This is a genomic window from Thioalkalivibrio sp. ALE9 (assembly GCF_000377445.1).
Taxonomy (GTDB): Bacteria; Pseudomonadota; Gammaproteobacteria; order Ectothiorhodospirales; family Ectothiorhodospiraceae; genus Thioalkalivibrio.
This window is the reverse complement of sequence record NZ_KB898122.1, coordinates 1-18759: the sequence shown is the minus strand read 5'-3', so window position 1 is coordinate 18759 and position 18759 is coordinate 1. Positions and strand designations below refer to the sequence as shown.

At 68.6% G+C, this 18759-nt stretch carries 16 protein-coding genes and 1 tRNA gene; 16 read left to right on the top strand and 1 reads right to left on the bottom strand.

Features of this window, described 5'->3' with window-relative positions; translation table 11 throughout:
- Positions 1–23 precede the first annotated feature (23 nt).
- Together D106_RS0100085 and D106_RS0100080 are read left to right on the top strand one after the other, a co-directional pair.
- Positions 24–1208, top strand: coding sequence for an ATP phosphoribosyltransferase regulatory subunit (locus tag D106_RS0100085; protein ID WP_018878827.1), 1185 nt, complete (start codon positions 24–26; stop codon positions 1206–1208).
- A complete protein-coding gene (locus tag D106_RS0100080) occupies positions 1208–2509 on the top strand; it encodes an adenylosuccinate synthase (RefSeq protein WP_018867234.1) in 1302 nt (433 codons plus the stop codon). Before D106_RS0100085 ends, D106_RS0100080 begins: the two co-directional genes overlap by 1 nt.
- Before the next feature lie 262 nt (positions 2510–2771).
- Here the strand turns inward: D106_RS0100080 and D106_RS0100075 are convergent.
- A tRNA-Leu gene (locus D106_RS0100075) sits at positions 2772–2858 on the bottom strand.
- 379 nt (positions 2859–3237) lie between these two features.
- Here D106_RS0100075 and rnr point away from each other — a divergent pair.
- The 14 genes from rnr (at position 3238) to D106_RS0100005 (ending at position 18450) form a co-directional block, all read left to right on the top strand.
- A complete protein-coding gene (rnr, locus tag D106_RS0100070; protein ID WP_018878826.1) occupies positions 3238–5889 on the top strand; it encodes a ribonuclease R in 2652 nt (883 codons plus the stop codon).
- A 103-nt stretch (positions 5890–5992) separates the two neighbouring features.
- Entirely contained in the window at positions 5993–6760 is a 768-nt protein-coding gene (gene rlmB / locus D106_RS0100065) for a 23S rRNA (guanosine(2251)-2'-O)-methyltransferase RlmB (RefSeq protein WP_018867236.1), read from the top strand.
- A gap of 149 nt (positions 6761–6909) precedes the next feature.
- On the top strand, positions 6910–7314 hold the full coding sequence (gene rpsF / locus D106_RS0100060) for a 30S ribosomal protein S6 (RefSeq protein WP_018867237.1): 405 nt from the start codon (positions 6910–6912) through the stop codon (positions 7312–7314).
- 42 nt (positions 7315–7356) lie between these two features.
- Complete coding sequence (gene rpsR, locus D106_RS0100055; RefSeq protein WP_018867238.1) at positions 7357–7581, top strand: 30S ribosomal protein S18; 225 nt, start codon at positions 7357–7359, stop codon at positions 7579–7581.
- 31 nt (positions 7582–7612) lie between these two features.
- Positions 7613–8548, top strand: coding sequence for a hypothetical protein (locus D106_RS0100050; RefSeq protein WP_018878326.1), 936 nt, complete (start codon positions 7613–7615; stop codon positions 8546–8548).
- Between the two features lie 67 nt (positions 8549–8615).
- A complete protein-coding gene (rplI, locus tag D106_RS0100045; RefSeq protein ID WP_018867240.1) occupies positions 8616–9065 on the top strand; it encodes a 50S ribosomal protein L9 in 450 nt (149 codons plus the stop codon).
- Positions 9066–9144: 79 nt separating this feature from the next.
- Positions 9145–10509 (top strand): replicative DNA helicase, encoded by a 1365-nt coding sequence (gene dnaB, locus D106_RS0100040; protein WP_018878825.1) that lies wholly within the window; start codon positions 9145–9147, stop codon positions 10507–10509.
- A gap of 8 nt (positions 10510–10517) precedes the next feature.
- Positions 10518–11627: an alanine racemase gene (alr, locus tag D106_RS0100035; protein WP_018878824.1), complete on the top strand. Its 1110-nt coding sequence runs from the start codon at positions 10518–10520 to the stop codon at positions 11625–11627.
- A gap of 40 nt (positions 11628–11667) precedes the next feature.
- Complete coding sequence (locus tag D106_RS0100030; protein WP_018878823.1) at positions 11668–12858, top strand: O-succinylhomoserine sulfhydrylase; 1191 nt, start codon at positions 11668–11670, stop codon at positions 12856–12858.
- A gap of 27 nt (positions 12859–12885) precedes the next feature.
- Positions 12886–14358 carry a cardiolipin synthase gene (gene cls, locus D106_RS0100025; RefSeq protein ID WP_018878822.1) on the top strand — a complete coding sequence of 491 codons (1473 nt, stop codon included), beginning with the start codon at positions 12886–12888 and terminating at the stop codon, positions 14356–14358.
- 105 nt (positions 14359–14463) lie between these two features.
- Positions 14464–14832: a hypothetical protein gene (locus D106_RS0100020; RefSeq protein ID WP_018878821.1), complete on the top strand. Its 369-nt coding sequence runs from the start codon at positions 14464–14466 to the stop codon at positions 14830–14832.
- A 108-nt stretch (positions 14833–14940) separates the two neighbouring features.
- Positions 14941–15072 (top strand): hypothetical protein, encoded by a 132-nt coding sequence (locus D106_RS15325; RefSeq protein WP_017940982.1) that lies wholly within the window; start codon positions 14941–14943, stop codon positions 15070–15072.
- Positions 15073–15083: 11 nt separating this feature from the next.
- Complete coding sequence (locus D106_RS0100010) at positions 15084–17588, top strand: heavy metal translocating P-type ATPase (RefSeq protein WP_018878820.1); 2505 nt, start codon at positions 15084–15086, stop codon at positions 17586–17588.
- Between the two features lie 19 nt (positions 17589–17607).
- Positions 17608–18450, top strand: a complete 843-nt coding sequence (locus D106_RS0100005; protein ID WP_018878819.1) for a ferritin-like domain-containing protein — start codon at positions 17608–17610, stop codon at positions 18448–18450.
- The last annotated feature ends 309 nt before the right edge of the window (positions 18451–18759 follow it).

Here is an 18759-nt window from a genome sequence, read left to right as displayed (position 1 = left end):
GACAGGACAAGGACAGGGATGACATGACCGATATCAACCGCTGGTTGCTGCCGGACGGCCTGGAGGAGGCCCTGCCGGATGCCGCGCGGCGTCTCGAGGCGCTCCGGCGCCGCGTGCTGGACCAGTTCGACACCTGGGGCTACGACCTCGTGATGCCGCCCCTGGCCGAGTATCTGGAATCCCTCCTGACCGGGGCCGGGCATGCCCTTGATCTGCAGACCTTCAAGCTCACCGATCAGCTCACCGGTCGCATGATGGGTGTGCGCGCGGACCTGACCCCGCAGGTGGCACGTATCGACGCGCATCGCCTGCGGGTGCAGGGGCCGAATCGCCTGTGCTACGTGGGTACCGCCCTGCGTACCCGCGCGGACGAATGGTCCGGCTCGCGCAGTCCCTTGCAGGCGGGTGCCGAGCTGTTCGGCCACGACGGGATCGACAGCGATCTCGAGATCATCCGTCTGATGCTGGCCACCCTGACCGTCTGCGGCGTGGACCGCCCGAGCATGGATCTCGGCCATGTCGGGATCTATCGCGCCCTGGCGCGCGACGCCGGCCTCGACGAGAGCCAGGAGCAGGACTTCTTTGACCAGCTCCAGCGCAAGAGCGTGCCCGAGATCGACGAGACCCTGGCGGCCTGGCAGGCCTCCGGCATGGACCCGGTCGCCTGCGCGCGCCTGCGTGCGCTGGTCGATCTGAACGGGGACGCCACGGTACTGGACGAGGCCCGCCGGGCCCTGGACGGCGCACCGACGGAGGTGCAGGTGGCGCTGGATCACCTGCAGGCCGTGGTCGCGCGCCTCGAGGCGGGCGAGCCGGGGCTGGAGCTGCACCTGGACCTTGCGGAACTGCGCGGCTACGCCTACCACACGGGGCTGGTGTTCGCCGCCTTCGTCCCGGGTTCCGGCCAGGCCATCGCCCGTGGGGGGCGGTATAACGACATCGGGCGGGTATTCGGCCGTGCGCGCGCGGCGACCGGGTTCAGTACCGATCTGCGCGCCTTCGTGCGCCGCGAAGGCGGGGTGGCGGCCCCGACCCGGGAAAGCGTGCATGCGCCGGCCAGCGGCGATGCGGGCCTGGAGGCCGCGATCGCGGACCTGCGCGCACGCGGGGTGCGCGTGGTGCGCGAGCTGGATGGCCAGGACAATGAATCACCCGCCGGCGCGCGTCTGGAGCAGCGCGACGGCGAATGGACGGTAGTGGAGCATTGATGACGATGGGACGTTTTGTAGTCGTGCTGGGCAGCCAGTGGGGGGACGAGGGCAAGGGCAAGATCGTCGATCGTCTGACCGAGGACGCGGCCGCGGTGGTCCGCTTCCAGGGCGGGCACAATGCCGGCCACACCCTGGTGATCGGCGGTGAGAAGACTGTTCTGCACCTGATCCCGTCCGGCATCCTGCGCGAAGGCGTGGAATGCATGATCGGCAACGGGGTGGTGCTCTCGCCCGAGGCCCTGATCACGGAGATGGAGGAGCTGGAGGCCAAGGGGGTGCCGGTCGCCGACCGCCTCCGTCTGTCGGATGCCTGCCAGCTGATCCTGCCCTACCACGTGGCACTGGACCATGCGCGCGAGAAGGCACGCGGCAAGGCGGCCATCGGGACGACCGGGCGCGGCATCGGGCCGGCCTACGAGGACAAGGTGGCGCGTCGCGGCCTGCGTCTGGACGACCTGTTCCACCGCGAACGCCTGGCGGCCAAGCTGGGCGAGGTGATGGACTATCACAACTTTGCGCTGAAGCACTACTTCAAGGCGCCGACCGTCGATCAGCAGGAAGTGCTGGAGCAGTGCCTGGCGCACGCCGAACGACTGCAGCCGATGGTCACGGACGTGGCCGGGCGGCTGCACGCGCTGCGCGAGCAGGGCAAGGACGTGATGTTCGAGGGCGCCCAGGGCACGCTGCTGGACATCGACCACGGCACGTATCCGTTTGTGACCTCGTCGAACACCACCGCGGGGGGCGCCTCCACCGGCTCCGGGGTGGGCCCGCGGGACATCGACTACGTGCTGGGGATTACCAAGGCCTATACCACGCGTGTGGGGGCGGGGCCGTTCCCCACCGAGCTGTTCGACAACATGGGCGAGCACCTTGCGCGCCAGGGCAACGAATTCGGCTCCACCACCGGTCGTGCGCGGCGTTGCGGCTGGTTTGACGCGGTCGCGCTGAAGCGGGCGGTCCAGGTGAACACGATCAGCGGCCTGTGCATGACCAAGCTGGATGTGCTGGACGGGCTGGAGAGTGTGCAGATCTGTGTCGGCTATGACTGTGGTGGCGAGCGCCGCGAGGTGCCGCCCTCTGGGGCCGAGGCCTATGCGGCCTGCACCCCGATCTACGAGGAGATGCCGGGCTGGGCGGAGTCCACGGTCGGCATCCGCGAGTACGCGCAGCTGCCGGCGAATGCGCGCGCCTATCTGGAGCGGCTGAGCGAGGTCGTCGGGGTCCCGGTGGATATGGTCTCCACCGGCCCGGATCGCGACGAAACCCTGGTGCTGCGCGACCCGTTCGACAGCTGATATCTCGCCCGGACGGTCGGGGCGTCAGCAAGCGCGGGCTTCGGTGATGTCCCGGCCCGGGGGGGCGGCGCCTGTGCACGCGGGTGCGCATGACGCGTGCGTATGAAGCGGCGTCGAGGTTCGCCCATGTGGTATGCGAATGGCCCGGGTGAATGCTCCACGGGCCGCGCCCGCGAAGGCAGCGCCCACGAAAAAATCCACGCCATCCATGTGGATGCCGCGCGTTACGGGGTGGTTCAGGGAGTGTGTTGAAGCAGAAAAATGGTGCCGAGGAGAGGACTTGAACCTCCACGGGGTTACCCCCACTAGCACCTGAAGCTAGCGCGTCTACCAATTCCGCCACCTCGGCACGAGGGACGACACAGCGGTGAAAACCGAGTGTCCTGCGCTTCAGGAGCGCGCAATATAGTGCGCGTTCGCGAGGCTGTCAACGCCCCGGAGGCCGAAATTCGCCGTCCGGGACGGGCGCCGGCGGGCCGGCGCGCACCCGTGCTGCGCAACAAAATTCTGCATGCCTCATAATGGGCGCTTCGGGAAGCGCCGATTCATGTACCCGCTGGTGTTGCGGTCCGCTGGTGTCGCTCGGCTACACTGCGCTCATCGCATCTTGTTCGCACGCTGGAAAGCGGCTCGAGCGCGAGCGTGCACATGAATCAGCGTTTCCCTTGCGCGCCCGGCCGGGTTCCCGGCGAGGGGCTGCCCATTGCAACATCCACAGAGTTCACTGAATGCCAAGACAACGTCGCAAGACCCCCGCCGATCCCAACTTCGAGCGCGAGGCGCAGAAGTACGACAACCCCATCCCCAGCCGCGAGTTCATCCTCGGGCTCCTGCAGGAAGCCGACAATCCGCTGTCCTACGACGAGATCGCGGAGCGGCTGCAGATCGACGATGACGATCGCCTCGAGGCCCTGCGCCGCCGCCTGAAGGCGATGGAGCGCGACGGCCAGGCCCTTTGCAATCGCCGAGGGGCCTATCTGCCGGTCAACCAGGAAGATCTGATCCGCGGCCGTGTGATCGGGCATCCGGACGGCTTCGGCTTCCTGGTGCCGGACGAGCAGGACGACGATCTGTTCCTGTCGCCCAAGCAGATGCGCGGCGTATTCCATGGCGACCGGGCGCTGGCCCGGGTCATGGGCGTGGATCGCCGCGGCCGCCGTGAAGGCGGGATCGTGGAGGTCCTCGAGCGCAACACCACCCAGGTGGTCGGGCGCCTGAAGATCGAGGACGGGGTCGGTGTCCTGACCCCGGACAACAAGCGGATTACCCACGACATCCTGGTGCCGCCGGACGGCCTGGGCGAGGCGCAGGACGACCAGATCGTGGTGGTGCGTATCCGCGAATCCGCCTCGCGCACCGCGCGCCTGAAGGGCGATGTGCTGGAGGTCCTGGGCGAACACATGGCCCCGGGCATGGAGATCGACATCGCGATCCGTGCCCATGGCCTGCCGCACGAGTGGCCGGACGAGGTCACGGCCGCCGCCGACGCACTGGGTGCCGAGGTCGCCGAGAAGGACAAGAAGGGCCGTCTGGATCTGCGCGAGAAGCCGTTTGTCACCATCGATGGCAGTGATGCCCGCGACTTCGACGACGCCCTGTACTGCGAGCCGGAGGGCAAGGGCTGGCGCCTGTGGGTCGCGATCGCCGACGTGTCCCATTATGTCGAGCGCGATGCGGCCCTGGACCGCGAGGCCCGCACCCGCGGCACCTCGGTGTACTTCCCCGACAACGTGATCCCGATGCTGCCGGAGGCCCTGTCCAACGGCCTGTGCTCGCTGAACCCGAAGGTGGATCGGTTGAGCATGGTCTGCGAGATGGAGATCGGCGCGCGCGGGGCACTGAAGAGCTATCGCTTCCACGAGGGCCTGATCCGCTCGCACGCGCGTCTGATCTACGACGATGTTGCGGCGATGCTCGACGGCGACACGGCCCTGCGCGAGCAGAACGCCCATGTGATGCCGCATCTGGAGACCCTGCACAAGGTCTTCAAGTCCCTGCACGCAGCCCGCAATCGCCGCGGCGCGATCGACTTCGACACCACCGAGACCAAAATCGTATTCGGCGAGGACCGCAAGATCGAGCAGATCGTCCCGACCGAGCGCAACGATGCCCATCGCCTGGTCGAGGAATGCATGATCATGGCGAACGTCGCGGCGGCGCGGTTCCTGAAGAAGCACAAGGTGCCGGCGCTTTATCGTATCCACGACCAGCCACCGGCGGAGAAGGTCGAGGAGCTGCGCGAGTTCCTGAATGGCGCGGGCCTGAGCCTGGGCGGCGGGGCCGAACCCACACCGGCCGACTACACCGCCGTGCTGAAGGCCGCCCGCCAGCGCTCGGACCAGCAGCTGATCCAGACGGTGCTGCTGCGCTCGCTGAGCCAGGCGGTGTACGCCCCGGAACTGGACGGGCACTTTGGTCTGGCGCTGGACGACTACGCGCACTTTACCTCGCCGATCCGGCGCTATCCCGACCTGCTGGTGCATCGTGGCATTCGTCATGTGCTGCGCAAGGGCAGTGGCAAGGCGTTCCCGTATTCGCACAGCGACATGGAATCGCTGGGCGAGCACTGCTCGATGGCGGAGCGGCGCGCCGACGATGCCACCCGCGATGCCGAGGCCTGGCTGAAGGCCGAGTACATGCAGGACAAGGTCGGGGAGACCTTCACCGGCGTGGTCTCCGGCGTAACCGGGTTCGGCCTGTTCGTCGAGATCAAGGATGTCTACATCGAGGGCCTGGTCCACGTGACCAGCCTGGACAATGACTTCTACCACTTCGACCCGACCCGTCACACCCTGACCGGCGAGCGCGGCGGACGGGTGTTCCGTATTGGGGACGAACTGCAGGTGCAGGTGGCCCGGGTGAGTCTGGATGATCGCAAGATCGACCTCGCGCTGGCCGGGGAACCGGGCAAGCCGAAGCCGACGGACGCGCCACCGAAGAAGCGCAGCCGCCGCAGCAAGCGCCGCAAGGATGCCGAGACCGCCCCGGCCGCCACCCCGGCGGACGAGACCCAGCCGGCCGAAGCTGCGGCGGAACCGGCTCCGGCCGAGCCGCAGGCACCCGCCGCCGACGACGAGGCCCCGGCACCGAAGAAGAAGCGTCGCCGTCGCGGGGGTCGCCGCCGCGGTTCGGCCTCCGGTGACACGACCCCGGACCCGGCCCCCGAACCGGGGAACGAGGCGGCCCCGGTGTCCGACCCTGACGAGGGTATTCCCGATGCCCCGGAACCCGGCAACGAGGCGGTCCCGCCGCCGCGACCGGAGGCCGACAAGGACGGCAACACCATCGTCGAGTCGGAGCCGCAAGCCCAGGCGGCGGGCAAGAAGCCCGCGGGTTCCGGCCGTCGCCGCAGCCGTCGCCGGCGTCCCTCCTCGTCCTGAGGTACCGCCCGGTGAGTGCGCAGGGCCATCCATCGCGAGGCGCGGCATCCCCGCGCGAGCGCGCGGCGGGTTCGCGGCCGGCTGTGTCCCGTGGAGGGGTGCGGTGAGCAAGGGTGGCAAGGGCAGCCGCGCGGAGACCTTCGGCGGTATTCATGCGGTGGCGGCGGTATTGGAGCGTGCCCCGGAACGGGTGAAGCGCCTGCAGCTCGCGACCGACCCGGTCGAGCCCGCTCTGGAGCGCCTGCTGCATCGTGCCCGCGCCTGCGGTCTCGCGGTGGAGCGGGTGGGCCGCGAGCGACTGGATCAGCAGCATCCGGGGTTCCAGAACCAGGGCGTGATCGTCCACTGCACCCCGCGTCCGGTGGTGGATGAAAAGACCCTGATCCAGCGGGTGCGCGATGGTCTGGACCTCGTGCTGATTCTCGACGGGGTGACCGACCCCCACAACCTCGGCGCCTGCCTGCGCACCGCCGATGCGGCGGGGGCCGGCGCGGTGATCATGCCGCGCCACCACAGCGCCGCCCTGACCCCGGCGGCCATCAAGGTGGCCTCGGGCGCGGCCGAAACCGTGCCGGTGGTAACGGTCGGAAATCTCGCGCGGACGCTCGCCTCGCTCAAGCAGGCCGGTATGTGGACCGTCGGCCTCGCGGGCGAGGCCGGGGAAAGCCTCTACGCGCTGGACCTGCGCCCGCCGACCGCGATCGTGATGGGGGCCGAGGGCGAGGGCCTGCGCCGGCTCACCCGGGAGGCCTGCGACCACCTGGCCGCCTTGCCCATGCACGGGACGGTGGAGAGCCTCAATGTCTCCGTGGCCACCGGGGTAACCCTGTTCGAGGCGGTGCGCCAGCGCCAGGCCGGCGCGCCGGACTGAGGGCGTCGGCCGCCTGGCCTGTTCGTCGCTTGTTGTTGTCGCCCGCTTCGGTTATCGTATCGCGCCTTTCTGCCCCGCGGGCGCGCCCGCGGGGTTGAACCCTTGCCTCACCGCGTGGACGGGAGGCTGATACCCGCAAGGAGTTCCCGATGCGTCACTACGAAGTTGTATTCCTGGTCCACCCGGACCAGAGCGAGCAGGTCCCGGCGATGATCGAGCGCTACAAGGGCCTGGTCGAAGGCCACGAAGGCAAGATCCATCGCTTGGAAGACTGGGGCCGCCGTCAGCTGGCCTACCCGATCCAGAAGCTGGTGAAGGCCCACTACGTGCTCATGAACATCGAGGCCTCGGAAGAGGCGATGGAAGAGCTCGCCAGCGCCTTCCGGTTCAACGATGCCGTGCTGCGCCACCTGGCGATGCGCATGGAAGAGGCAGTGACCGAGACCTCCCCGCTGGCCAAGGGCCAGGAAGAGGAAGGCTCCAAGGGCCGTCGCCGCGAGCGTGACGACGAGGGCGGCGAGTCCGCCTCCGATGATTCGGCCGCTGCCGAATAAGTCCCGCCCGTTCGTTGACCGAATTTTTGAAGGAGAGTTGAGATGGCCCGTTTTCCGCGTCGCCGCAAGTACTGCAAGTTCACCGCCGAAGGCATCGATTACATCGATTACAAGGACCTGAACCTGCTCAAGGGTTTTATTACCGAGACCGGCAAGATCGTGCCTAGCCGCGTCACCGGCACCAGCGCGAAGTACCAGCGTCAGCTGGCCACCGCCGTGAAGCGCGCGCGCTTCCTCGCCCTGCTGCCGTACAGCGACAACCACTAAGTCTCGTACCGGTTCGCCGGGGGCCGTCGCCATGCGCGCACTGGCCGAATTCGCGATGAAGAGCCGGGGCCGCGCCGTGGGCGCGGTCTCCGGTTTTGGTGTGGCGGGGCTGTTTCTGCCGCCGGTGGCGCTGCTTGGCAGCGCGCTGGTCGCCCTGGTCGGGCTGCGCATTGGCCTCGGGCAGGCACTGCTGGTGATCGCGCTGTCCGCGCTCGTGCTCGGGGTCGCAATGTTTGCCCTGATGCCCGAGGCCCCGCTGTTCGCGGGGGTGGTGGCCGGGGTGGTGCAATGGGCGCCGGTGGCGCTGCTGGCGGAGCTGCTGCGACGGACCGTCTCGTGGCGCAGCACGCTGCAGGCCGCCGCCGGGGTCGCCGGGTTCGGGGTGCTGGCCGTCCATATGCTCGTCCCGGATCTCGAGTCCACCTGGGCCGAGGCCGGGATGAGACTGCTGGGGCCCCTGGTCGAAGGTAGCGAGACCGGTCCGCAGGAACTCGAGGCGGCGTTGCGCCGCGCCGCCCCGTACCTGACCGGGCTGTTTGCCGGGATCCTGCTGCTGAGCCTCACGCTCTCGGTGCTCCTGGGTCGCTACTGGCAGGCGCTGCTGTACAACCCGGGGGCGTTCGGCGAGGAGTTTCGGGCACTGCAGTTCGGGCGCGCCACAAGCGCGGCCACGCTGCTGCTGGCGGGGATCGGCCATCTGGGCCCGGTGCCGCTGGCGACCGAACTGGCGTTCATCCTCGCGGTGCTGTTCTTCCTGCAGGGGATCGCGCTGATGCACGCGCTGACCTTCCGTCAGGGCATGAGCAGCTTCTGGCTGGTGGGGATGTACGTCCTGCTGGCGCTGGCGATGCCGCAGATGTTCCTGCTGCTCGCCACCATCGGCGTCATCGACGCCTGGGCGGACATCCGCTCGCGGCTGGGCCCCGGCTCCGCATCGGGTGGGCAGGGCGGCGACAACAATCCGTGAGACCGGTCCGAGACCGGTGTAGAATGCGAGCCTTCGGGCGCTGATCAAACGTTACAGGAATACAAAGATGGAAGTCATTCTGCTGGAAAAGATCGATAACCTCGGCACCCTGGGTGACCGTGTCAACGTGCGTCCCGGTTTCGCGCGGAACTATCTGCTGCCGCAGGGCAAGGCCACGTTCGCCACCGCCGAGAACATCGCCGAGTTCGAGGCGCGTCGCGCCGAACTGGAGAAGGCCGCCGCCGAGGCCCTCGCCGCTGCTGAGGCGCGCAAGGAAAAGCTGGACGGCACTGTGCTCGAGATCACCGCGAAGGCCGGTGGCGAAGGCAAGCTGTTCGGCTCCATCGGCCCGGCGGACATCGCCGACGCGCTGAGCGCCAAGGGCACCGAAGTCGAGAAGAAGGAAGTGCGCATGCCGGAAGGCCCGCTGCGTACCGCCGGCGAATTCGAGGTCGGGCTGCACCTGCACTCGGACGTGGATGTGGACATTCGCGTCGTTGTGATCGGCGAAGAGTGATCCGTCGGATGTCGGGAGGGTGGCCCCACCGGGTCGCTGATACCCGGCAGGTGGGCGGGTTCGTCGCATGAACTCGCCCATGACCCCGAATCCGCGGGTCCCCCCGCATTCCGAGGAGGCCGAACAGGCAGTCCTCGGAGGCCTGATGCTGGATAACGCCGCCTGGGACCGGGTGGCGGACCGCATTACCGCAGAAGACTTCTATCGCCACGACCACCGCATGATCTTCCGGGCGGTGTCCACGCTGGCGGATCGCAATGCCCCGTTCGACATGGTCACCGTGTCGGAGCAGCTGGACCGTACCGCGGAGCTGGAATCCGCGGGGGGCATGGCCTATCTCGGCCGCCTGGCAGCGGAAACCCCCAGTGCCGCGAACATCGTGGCCTACGCCGATATCGTCCGCGAGCGCTCCATCCTGCGGTCGCTGATCTCGGTGGGCACCGAGATCGCCGATTCGGCCTATACCCCCGAGGGCCGCGACTCCAAGGAACTGCTGGACGTGGCGGAGCAGAAGGTGTTCCGCATCGCCGAGCAGGGCGCGCGCGGGGCCCAGGGCTTTCGCGGGATGAAGCCGCTGCTGACCGCAGCGGTCGACCAGATCGAGTATCTCTACGAAAGCCAGAACCCGATTACCGGGGTGGCCACCGGCTATCAGGATCTGGATGCCCTGACCTCCGGACTGAACCCGGGCGATCTGGTGATCGTCGCCGGGCGTCCGTCCATGGGCAAGACCTCGTTCGCGATGAACATCGCCGAGTACGTGGCGATGAAGAACTCCGAGCCGGTCGCGATCTTCTCCATGGAGATGCCCGGCGAGCAGCTGGCCATGCGCCTGCTGTCCTCCATGGGCCGGATTAACCAGCAGAAGCTGCGCTCCGGGCGCCTGGAGGACGGCGACTGGCCGCGTCTGACGAGCGCGGTGCAGATGCTCTCCGAGGCGCCCCTGTTCATCGACGACACACCGGCGCTGTCGCCCACCGAACTGCGGGCGCGCACCCGCCGCCTGATGCGCGAACACAAGGGGCTGGGTCTGATCGTCGTCGACTACCTGCAGTTGATGCAGTTTCCCGGCAGTGGCGAGAGCCGGGCCCACGAGATCTCCGAGATCTCGCGCGGGCTGAAGGCTCTGGCGAAGGAGCTGAGCGTCCCGATGATCGCACTGTCGCAGCTCAACCGCTCGCTGGAACAGCGCCCGAACAAGCGCCCGGTGATGTCCGATCTGCGCGAGTCCGGGGCCATCGAGCAGGACGCGGATATCATCGCCTTCGTGTATCGCGACGAGGTCTACAACGACGAGTCGCCGGACAAGGGTACTGCGGAGATCATCATCGCCAAGCAGCGTAACGGCCCCATCGGCACCGTGCGCCTGACCTTCCGCGGGCAGTTCACCCGTTTCGAGAACTATGCCCCCGACGTCTACGGCGAGATCGGCCACGAGGCCTGACTCGGGACGTGAAGCGAGCGGCGACCATCCAGCTCGACCCCGAGGCCCTGCGGCACAACCTGGCCGTGGCGCGACGCCTGGCGCCCGGTGTCCCGATGTGGTCGGTGATCAAGGCCGAGGGCTACGGCCATGGGCTGATATGGGCCGCCGAGGCCCTGGCGGCGGCCAGCGACGGGCTCGCCGTCTCCCAGGTCGGCGAGGCCCGGGCGCTGCGCGCGGCCGGCTTCGACGGTCCGGTGCTGGTCCTGCAGGGGCCGCACGATGCCAGCGACGCACGCGCCTGTGCCGAGTTCGCCCTGCAGCCGGTCCTGCATGACCCGGCTCAGCTCGATCATCTGGAGGCCTCTGGCATCCGCCTCCCCGAGGTCTGGGTCAAGCTGAACACCGGCATGAACCGCCTGGGCTTCGAGCCGCGCCAGGCGGGCGAGGTGGCGATGCGCCTCCAGGCCGCCGGGCACGGGCAGCAGGGGCTGCACTGGATGACACACCTGGCCTGCGCCGACACGCCCGGCCACCCGCAGAATACTCACCAACTGGAATGCTTTGCCGGCGCCGTCGGGGCGTGGCCGGGATACCGCAGCGTGGCTAACTCCGCTGCATTGTTCGCCGGCTGGGGCTCGGGCGGTGAGGGGGCCGCGCCTGGCGACTACTGGGCGCGGCCCGGCATCATGCTCTACGGGGCACACCCGGCCTCCGCGCCGGCGGATCGTCCGCCCGAGGGGCCGGAGGGCGAGCTGCGCCCGGCGATGACGGTGCAGGCCCCGGTCATCGCGACCCAGCCGCTGGAGCCGGGCAGCCGCGTGGGTTATGGCGCCACCTGGACGGCCGATCGACCGGGTCGCGCCGGGATCGTCGCGATGGGCTATGCCGATGGCTATCCGCGTCATGCCCCGTCGGGCACGCCGGTGCGGGTCGGTGACCGGATCTGCCCGCTGATCGGGCGCGTCTCCATGGACATGCTGGCGGTGGACCTGACGGACTGCCCCCAGGCCGGGGTCGGTGATCTTGCCACGCTGTGGGGCGAGGGGCTGCCGGTGGAGCGGGTCGCGCGCGCGGCGGGCACCATCAGCTACGAGCTGCTGACGCGCGTGGCGGACCGACTGCAGCCGGCGCACTGAGCCCGGTACACTGTGGCATCCCGCAGCCAAGGATGCCCCGATGACCGATTTCGACCCTGCCGATTACGACCCGCAGACCGTAGCCATCCGGCATGGCTACCAGCGCACCCCGGAGGGGGAGCATTCCGAGGCGATCTTCCCCACCTCCAGCTTCGTGTTCGGCTCGGCCGCGGAGGCCGCGGCGCGCTTCGGCGGGGAGTCGCCTGGCAACATCTACTCGCGCTTCACCAACCCGACCGTGCGTACCTTCCAGGACCGCCTGGCCGCGCTGGAGGGGGGCGAGGCCTGTGTGGCCACCGCCTCCGGGATGTCGGCGATCCTCGCGACCATGATGGGCCTGCTGAAGGCCGGCGATCACGTGGTCTGCTCGCGTTCGGTGTTCGGCACGACTACGGTGCTTTTCAACAACTACCTCGGCCGTTTCGGTGTCGAGGTGACCTACGTCGAGCTGTCGAACCTCGAGGCCTGGGAGGCCGCCACCCAGCCGAATACCCGGTTGTATTTCTGCGAGACGCCGTCCAACCCGCTGGGCGAGGTGGTGGACATTGCCGCGCTGGCGGAGATCGCGCATCGGCACGACGCCCTGCTCGCGGTGGACAACTGCTTCTGCACGCCGATCCTGCAGCGCCCGCTGGATCTGGGCGCCGACATCATCATCCACTCGGCGACCAAGTTTCTCGACGGCCAGGGCCGCTGTCTGGGCGGCGCGGTGGTCGGCGACGCCGAGCGCGTCGGCAAGGATGTCTACGGCTTCCTGCGCACCGCCGGGCCGACCCTGTCGCCGTTCAACGCCTGGGTGTTCCTGAAGGGGCTGGAGACCCTGGCCCTGCGCATGCGCGCCCACAGCGAGAACGCCCTGGCCCTGGCGCAGTGGCTGCAGGCCCACCCGAAGGTCACGGCCGTGCATTACCCGGGGCTCGAGTCCCACCCGCAGCACGCAATCGCGAAGCGCCAGCAAAGCGGCTTCGGCGGGGTGCTGAGTTTCGAGGTCGCCGGCGGGCGTGAGGCCGCCTGGTCGGTGATTGACGCCACGAAATTCCTGTCGATCACCGCAAATCTGGGCGATACCAAGACCACCATCACCCATCCGGCCACCACTACCCACGGCCGCGTGGACCCGGACAGGCGCGAGGCCCAGGGCATTACCGAGGCCCTGGTGCGGGTCGCCGTGGGGCTGGAGGCGGTCGCCGACATCCAGCGCGACCTGGCCCGCGGGCTCGACGCGCTCTGACGCGGCTCCCGGGTCGACCGCACGGATATGTCCAGACCCGCATCCGGTGATGTCCATCCGAAGCCGCGCCGGCGTCCGCGCTGGCGCGTACTGCTGACGGTCGTTATTGGCTTCCACCTGCTGGGGTTCCTGTCGTCGCTGGATGCGCTGATGTCCACGCGGACGCCGCAGGGCGCGGTGGCCTGGATCGTGTCGCTCAACACCGTTCCCTATGTGGCCGTGCCGGCCTACTGGGTATTCGGCGCCAGCGAGTTTCGCGGCTACGTGGTCGCGCGCCGTGACGAAGACTCCGCTCTGGCGCGGGCCCTGCAGCCGAAGACCGAGGAGCTGTGGTCCCACCAGTACATCGCGCAAGAGCCGAGCAAGCACCTGGACGGGGTGCAGCGGCTCGCCCGCTGGCCGTTTCTCCACGGTAACGAGGTCGAGCTGCTAGTGGATGGCGAGGCGACCTTCGACAGTATCTTTCAGGGGATCGAGCAGGCCGAGCGCTACCTGCTGGTGCAGTTCTATATCGTGCGCGATGACGAGATCGGGCGCGAACTTAAGCGACGGCTGGTGGAGCGGGCGCAGGACGGGGTCGAGGTCTACTTCCTGTACGACGAGATCGGCAGCTACCGCCTGCCCGGCAGCTATCTGGACGCCATGCGCGACGCGGGCGTCCATGTGCAGCACTTCCACTCGACCCGCGGGCGGGGCAATCGCTTTCAGCTGAACTTCCGCAATCACCGCAAGATCATGGTCGCCGATGGCGAACAGGGCTGGGTGGGCGGCCTGAACGTGGGGGACGAGTATCTAGGGCGGGACCCGAAGACCGGACCCTGGCGCGATACCCACCTGCGCATCGAGGGGCCATCCGCCCTCGCGCTGCAGTCGGTGTTCCTGGAGGACTGGCACTGGGCGACCGAAGACATCCCGGAGCTGGAATGGAAGCCGGCGATCATGGCGGACGACGGCGTCCCAGTACTGATCCTGCCCTCCGGCCCGGCGGACGAATTCGAGACCGCCAGCCTGATGATGCAACAGGTTATCCATGCGGCTGATCGGCGTATCTGGATCGCGAGCCCGTACTTCGTGCCGGACGAGGGCGTGCAGGGCATGCTCAAGCTGGCCGCGCTCAGTGGCGTCGATGTACGTGTGCTGATCCCCGAGGTTACCGACAACCCGTTGACCACGCATGCGGCCTATGCCTTTCTGGGGCCGCTGCTGGATGCCGGCGTGCGCATCTACCGCTATCAGGAGGGTTTCCTGCACGGCAAGGCCTTCGTGGTGGACGACATGGGCGCGGCGGTGGGGACCGTGAACCTGGACAACCGCTCGTTCCGGCTGAATTTCGAGGTCACCGCGCTGGTGATGGATCCGGCCTTCGCCCACGAGACCGCGCGCATGTTCGAGGCGGATTTCGCCCGCTCGCGCGAGATGACCCGGCAGGACGTAGACGACCTGCCGCTGTGGCGACGGGTGGCCGCAAGGGCTGCCTATCTGCTGGCGCCGGTGTTGTAGGGAAACACGGATCAACGTACACGCTCGGGCGGCTTGATCTGTGTCACACCGAATGCCGGAGCGGCTGCTAGACTTGCAGGCAGAATACCTGTTCGAGGCCAGCCCGTGTCGCGAGCCCTGCACCATCTGCTGAACCTGCTGATTGTCGCCGCCCTGTTGCTGGCGCCGATCGCCGGTGCGGGGATGATGCACGGCGATGCCCCAGGCGGCATGACCGCGGCGGGCCACTGCCCGGGTGGGGGTGCCGGATCGCTTTCGGAAGCCGTGCCGCTGGACCTTTCCCCGGACTTCGTGATCCAGGCCGAGCCTTCGGCCTGCGAGATGCCCTGTGCGGTCTGTGGCGTCTGCGGGGTCTCGGGTTTGCCTGCGCCCGCCGGCACGCCGGTCTCGGCGGCCGCGCCCGTTTTCGTTTCCCTTCCCGTCGCCATGGGCCCCGGTACCCCCGCGGCACCGGATCTGCGCCCACCCCTCTGATTCCTCCCTGGCCGGGGTTCCACCCGGCCCCGGGTGATCGCGCATCACCCACGCTTTGCGCATTACCGCGCTTTGCGTCTTTCACTCTGTCCCGGGGAGGACTACATCATGATGAATGAACAAGGTTTCGGCTGGATGGGCGGTATGGGTCTTGGCGGGGGCCTGATCGGGCTGCTCGTCCTGGTGCTGCTGATCCTCGGCATCGCCGCCCTGATCAAGTACCTGTTCGGCAATCGCTGAGGAGGCGCGCGATGACGACGGAAACGAAGCCAGCGGATGCCCGCGAGGCGGTGGTGATCGTCCCCGGCATGGGGTCGGACCACTGCGCGGGGATTGTTCGCACGGCGCTGGAGAAGACCCCGGGTGTGGCCTCGGTGGGGACCAATATTGCCCGCCACCGGGTGACCGTGGGATACGACCCCGAGCAGGTGAACCCGCAGGGGTTGCGAGCCGCCGTGGAGGGGGCTGGCTACGATGTCGCCCAGGTCGAGGGCGAAACGGGCGCCGCCGGTACAGTGCGTCTGGTGGTACCCCGCATGGGTTCGGACCACTGCGCGGGGATTGTGCGCGGTGCGATCGAGAAGCTGGACGGCATCCAGGCGGTGCGCACCAACATCGCCGATCACCGAGTGACCGCAGAGCCCGGTCCCGGTGGCCCCGACGCCGAGGCCCTGCGCGCCGCAGTCGAGGGGGCCGGCTATGACGTGGCGGCGGTGGAGACCGAGGAGGCCGGCAGCGAGGCGGACGATGCCGAGATTGACGCGGCCTATCTGAAGCAGGCCTGGCGCCGGCTGTGGATCGCGATGATCCCGACCATCGCGATCATGGTGCTGATGATGCCGCACATGTTCTGGCAGGAAATCCCCGGTTATCTGCTGATCATCGCCGTGCTGGCCTTTCCGGTGGTGTTCATGGCGGGGGGTGCGGCTACCCACCGTTCGTCCTGGCGCGCGCTGAAAAGCGGCAGCCTCAACATGGACGTACTGATTTCCATGGGCTCGCTGCCGCCCTATCTGCTGGGACTGATCGGCTTCTTCTATCCGATGACCTCGTTCATCGAGATGGCCGCGACCATCATGGCCTTCCACATGCTCGGGCGCTACCTGGAGTACCGCGCCAAGGGCGAGGCCTCCTCTGCGATCCGCAAGCTGCTGGATCTGGGCGCGAAGTCGGCCCGGGTGGAACGCGACGGCGAAGAGATCGAGGTGCCGGTGAAAGCGCTGCAGGTGGGCGAGGTGATGATCGTGCGCCCCGGCGAGAAGATCCCCACCGATGGCGAGGTGGTCGCCGGCGAGAGCACGGTGGACGAATCCATCGCCACTGGCGAGTCGGTGCCGGTGGACAAGGGCGAGGGCGATAGCGTGCTCGGCGCGACCCTGAACCAGCAGGGGCGGTTGAAGGTGCGTGCGACCCGTGTGGGGGCCGACACCTTCCTGTCGCAGGTGATCCGTCTGGTGAACGAGGCTCAGGGTTCGCGGGTGCCGGTTCAGGAGCTGGCGGACCGTATCACCGCGCGCTTCGTGCCGGCGGTGCTGGTGATCGCACTGGCTGCGTTCGCGGCCTGGTTGGCGTTCTCCGGGGCGCTGCAGCCGATCCTGATCTGGGGCGAGGGCTTCCTGCCGTGGGTGGACTCGGAGCGGCCGCCGATCGTGCTGGCCATCCTCGCGGCCATTGCCGTGCTGGTCATCGCCTGCCCCTGCGCGCTGGGGCTGGCCACGCCCACCGCGCTGATGGTCGGCTCCGGCATGGGGGCCGAGCGCGGGGTGCTGATCCGCTCGGGCTCCGCGATCCAGACGCTGAAGGACATCCGTGTGATCGTGCTCGACAAGACCGGAACCATCACCCGCGGGCAGCCGGCCCTGACCGACGTGATCGCGGCCGAGGGCTTCGATGACGCCCGCGTACTGGGCGCGGCCGCGGCCGTGGAGGCCGGCTCCGCGCATCCGCTGGCGGAGGCCATCGTGCAGGGCGCGCGCGACCAGGAACTGGCGATTGCCGAGGTCGAACAGTTCCAGTCGCACACCGCGCGCGGGGTGGAGGCCCACCTCGACGGGGAACGCGTCCTGGTCGGCAGCCAGCGGCTGCTGGAGGAGCAGGGCCTGGATCCGTCCGGCCTGCTGGAATCGCTGCGGCAGTTCGAAGATGCCGGGAAGACCGCGATGCTGGTGGCCATCGGCGATCGACCGGCCGGCATCGTCGCGGTCGCCGACACCCTCAAGGAAGAGTCGCAGAGCGCCATCGAACAGCTGCATGGCCTGGGCATCCGCTGCGTAATGGTCACCGGCGACAACGAGCGCACCGCGAAGGCCGTGGCCGCGCTGGTCGGGATCGACGAGGTCCGCGCCGGCGTGCTTCCGGAGGGCAAGGTCGAGGCGATCCGCGAACTGCAGGCCGAGTACGGCGACCACGTGGCGATGGTGGGTGACGGCATCAATGATGCCCCGGCCCTGCAGCAGGCAAACGTCGGCATCGCCATCGGCGCCGGCGCGGACGTGGCCATCGAGGCCGCCGACGTGACCCTGGTGCGCGGCGAATTGACCAAGGTGGTCGAGGCCGTGCAGCTCTCGCGTATGACGTTCCGCAAGATCGTGCAGAACCTGATCTGGGCCTGGGGCTACAACTCCGCCGCGATCCCCATCGCCGCGGTCGGCCTGCTGCACCCGATGATCGGCGTGATCGCGATGACCGCCAGTTCGCTCTCGGTCATCGGCAACTCCATCCTGCTGCGCCGCAGCATGCCGCCCGGCGAACGCTGAACGGGTATCCTTGGCCGCCATGAGCCAGCCGATCACCCATCCCGTGAGCCCGGATCTCTACCGTGCGGCCGAAACGGCGCTGCGCGAGAGCGATCCCGAGGCCAAGTGCGAGCGCGTGCTGGCGCTGATGGACGCCTGGTGGGCCGATGAGCTGGAGGCGCTCGCCAGTTCCGGGCCGGAACGGTTGGAGGTGCCCGGGCGTCCGGAACGGCCGGTGCTGGTGCACCCGAAGGATCTGCCGCGGCGCGGGCTGCACACCACGGCCGGGCGGGTGGCGCTGGTGCACGCGGTCGCGCATATCGAGTTCAACGCGATCAATCTGGCGCTGGACGCCGTCTATCGCTTTCGCGACATGCCGGCGCCGTTCGTCAGCGACTGGCTGCAGGTGGCGGCCGAGGAGGCGCGCCATTTCCGGCTGTTGCGTGCGCGGCTCAACGAGCTGGGGGCGGACTACGGCGACCTGCCGGCCCACAACGGGCTGTGGGAGGCCGCACTCGCGACCGACCACGACGTGATGATCCGCATGGCCCTGGTGCCGCGCGTGCTGGAGGCGCGCGGGCTGGACGTGACCCCGGGCATGATCGAGCGCCTGGCAGCAGCGGGCGATCACGCGACCGTGGCGCTTCTCGAGATCATCCAGCGCGAGGAGGTCGCCCACGTGGCGATCGGCACGCGCTGGTTCCGGGAGCTGGCCCATGCACGCGGGCTTGACCCCGAGCCGCTGTTCCTCGAGCTGCTGGCCGAGTACATGCCGGGCCGCGTACGCCCGCCCTTCGCCCATGCCGCCCGCCGCGCCGCCGGCTTCACCGACGCCGAGATGGCGCAACTGGAGGCCCAGGCCGCCACCGATTCGTCGCCATAGATTCGAGCGGATCGGCTCTGCGCCGTTTTGTGGTCAGGCCTGGCAGTGGCTGGTCCTGGTTCGGCATACGGTGTTTAAGGTGCCTTAGGTCCACATACTGCCGAGCGCTGACTCGCCAGCGCGCCCCGAGTTACTTCTTTGCTCGTGCAAAGAAGTACCCAAGAAACACGCCCGACTGCCGCGACCCCGGCCCGCTGCGCGGGCCGGGGTTTCCCTCGCTCCGAGGGTTTTCGCGGGCGGCGCTGAACTCGCTGCGCCTTCGGCTCCGCTCAGACATCCAGCGCCTCTGATCCCGCGAAAACCCTCTCC

What these genes read in the sequence shown, in the direction of transcription:
- D106_RS0100080 (WP_018867234.1), top strand. Translation starts at nt 1,208, where the DNA reads ATGACGATGGGACGTTTTGTAGTCGTGCTGGGCAGCCAGTGGGGGGAC.
- rnr (WP_018878826.1), top strand. Translation starts at nt 3,238, where the DNA reads ATGCCAAGACAACGTCGCAAGACCCCCGCCGATCCCAACTTCGAGCGC.
- D106_RS0100030 (WP_018878823.1), top strand. Translation starts at nt 11,668, where the DNA reads ATGACCGATTTCGACCCTGCCGATTACGACCCGCAGACCGTAGCCATC.
- D106_RS0100050 (WP_018878326.1), top strand. Translation starts at nt 7,613, where the DNA reads ATGCGCGCACTGGCCGAATTCGCGATGAAGAGCCGGGGCCGCGCCGTG.
- D106_RS0100010 (WP_018878820.1), top strand. Translation starts at nt 15,084, where the DNA reads ATGACGACGGAAACGAAGCCAGCGGATGCCCGCGAGGCGGTGGTGATC.
- rplI (WP_018867240.1), top strand. Translation starts at nt 8,616, where the DNA reads ATGGAAGTCATTCTGCTGGAAAAGATCGATAACCTCGGCACCCTGGGT.
- dnaB (WP_018878825.1), top strand. Translation starts at nt 9,145, where the DNA reads ATGACCCCGAATCCGCGGGTCCCCCCGCATTCCGAGGAGGCCGAACAG.
- rpsR (WP_018867238.1), top strand. Translation starts at nt 7,357, where the DNA reads ATGGCCCGTTTTCCGCGTCGCCGCAAGTACTGCAAGTTCACCGCCGAA.
- D106_RS0100005 (WP_018878819.1), top strand. Translation starts at nt 17,608, where the DNA reads ATGAGCCAGCCGATCACCCATCCCGTGAGCCCGGATCTCTACCGTGCG.
- D106_RS0100085 (WP_018878827.1), top strand. Translation starts at nt 24, where the DNA reads ATGACCGATATCAACCGCTGGTTGCTGCCGGACGGCCTGGAGGAGGCC.
- rpsF (WP_018867237.1), top strand. Translation starts at nt 6,910, where the DNA reads ATGCGTCACTACGAAGTTGTATTCCTGGTCCACCCGGACCAGAGCGAG.
- cls (WP_018878822.1), top strand. Translation starts at nt 12,886, where the DNA reads ATGTCCAGACCCGCATCCGGTGATGTCCATCCGAAGCCGCGCCGGCGT.
- D106_RS15325 (WP_017940982.1), top strand. Translation starts at nt 14,941, where the DNA reads ATGATGAATGAACAAGGTTTCGGCTGGATGGGCGGTATGGGTCTTGGC.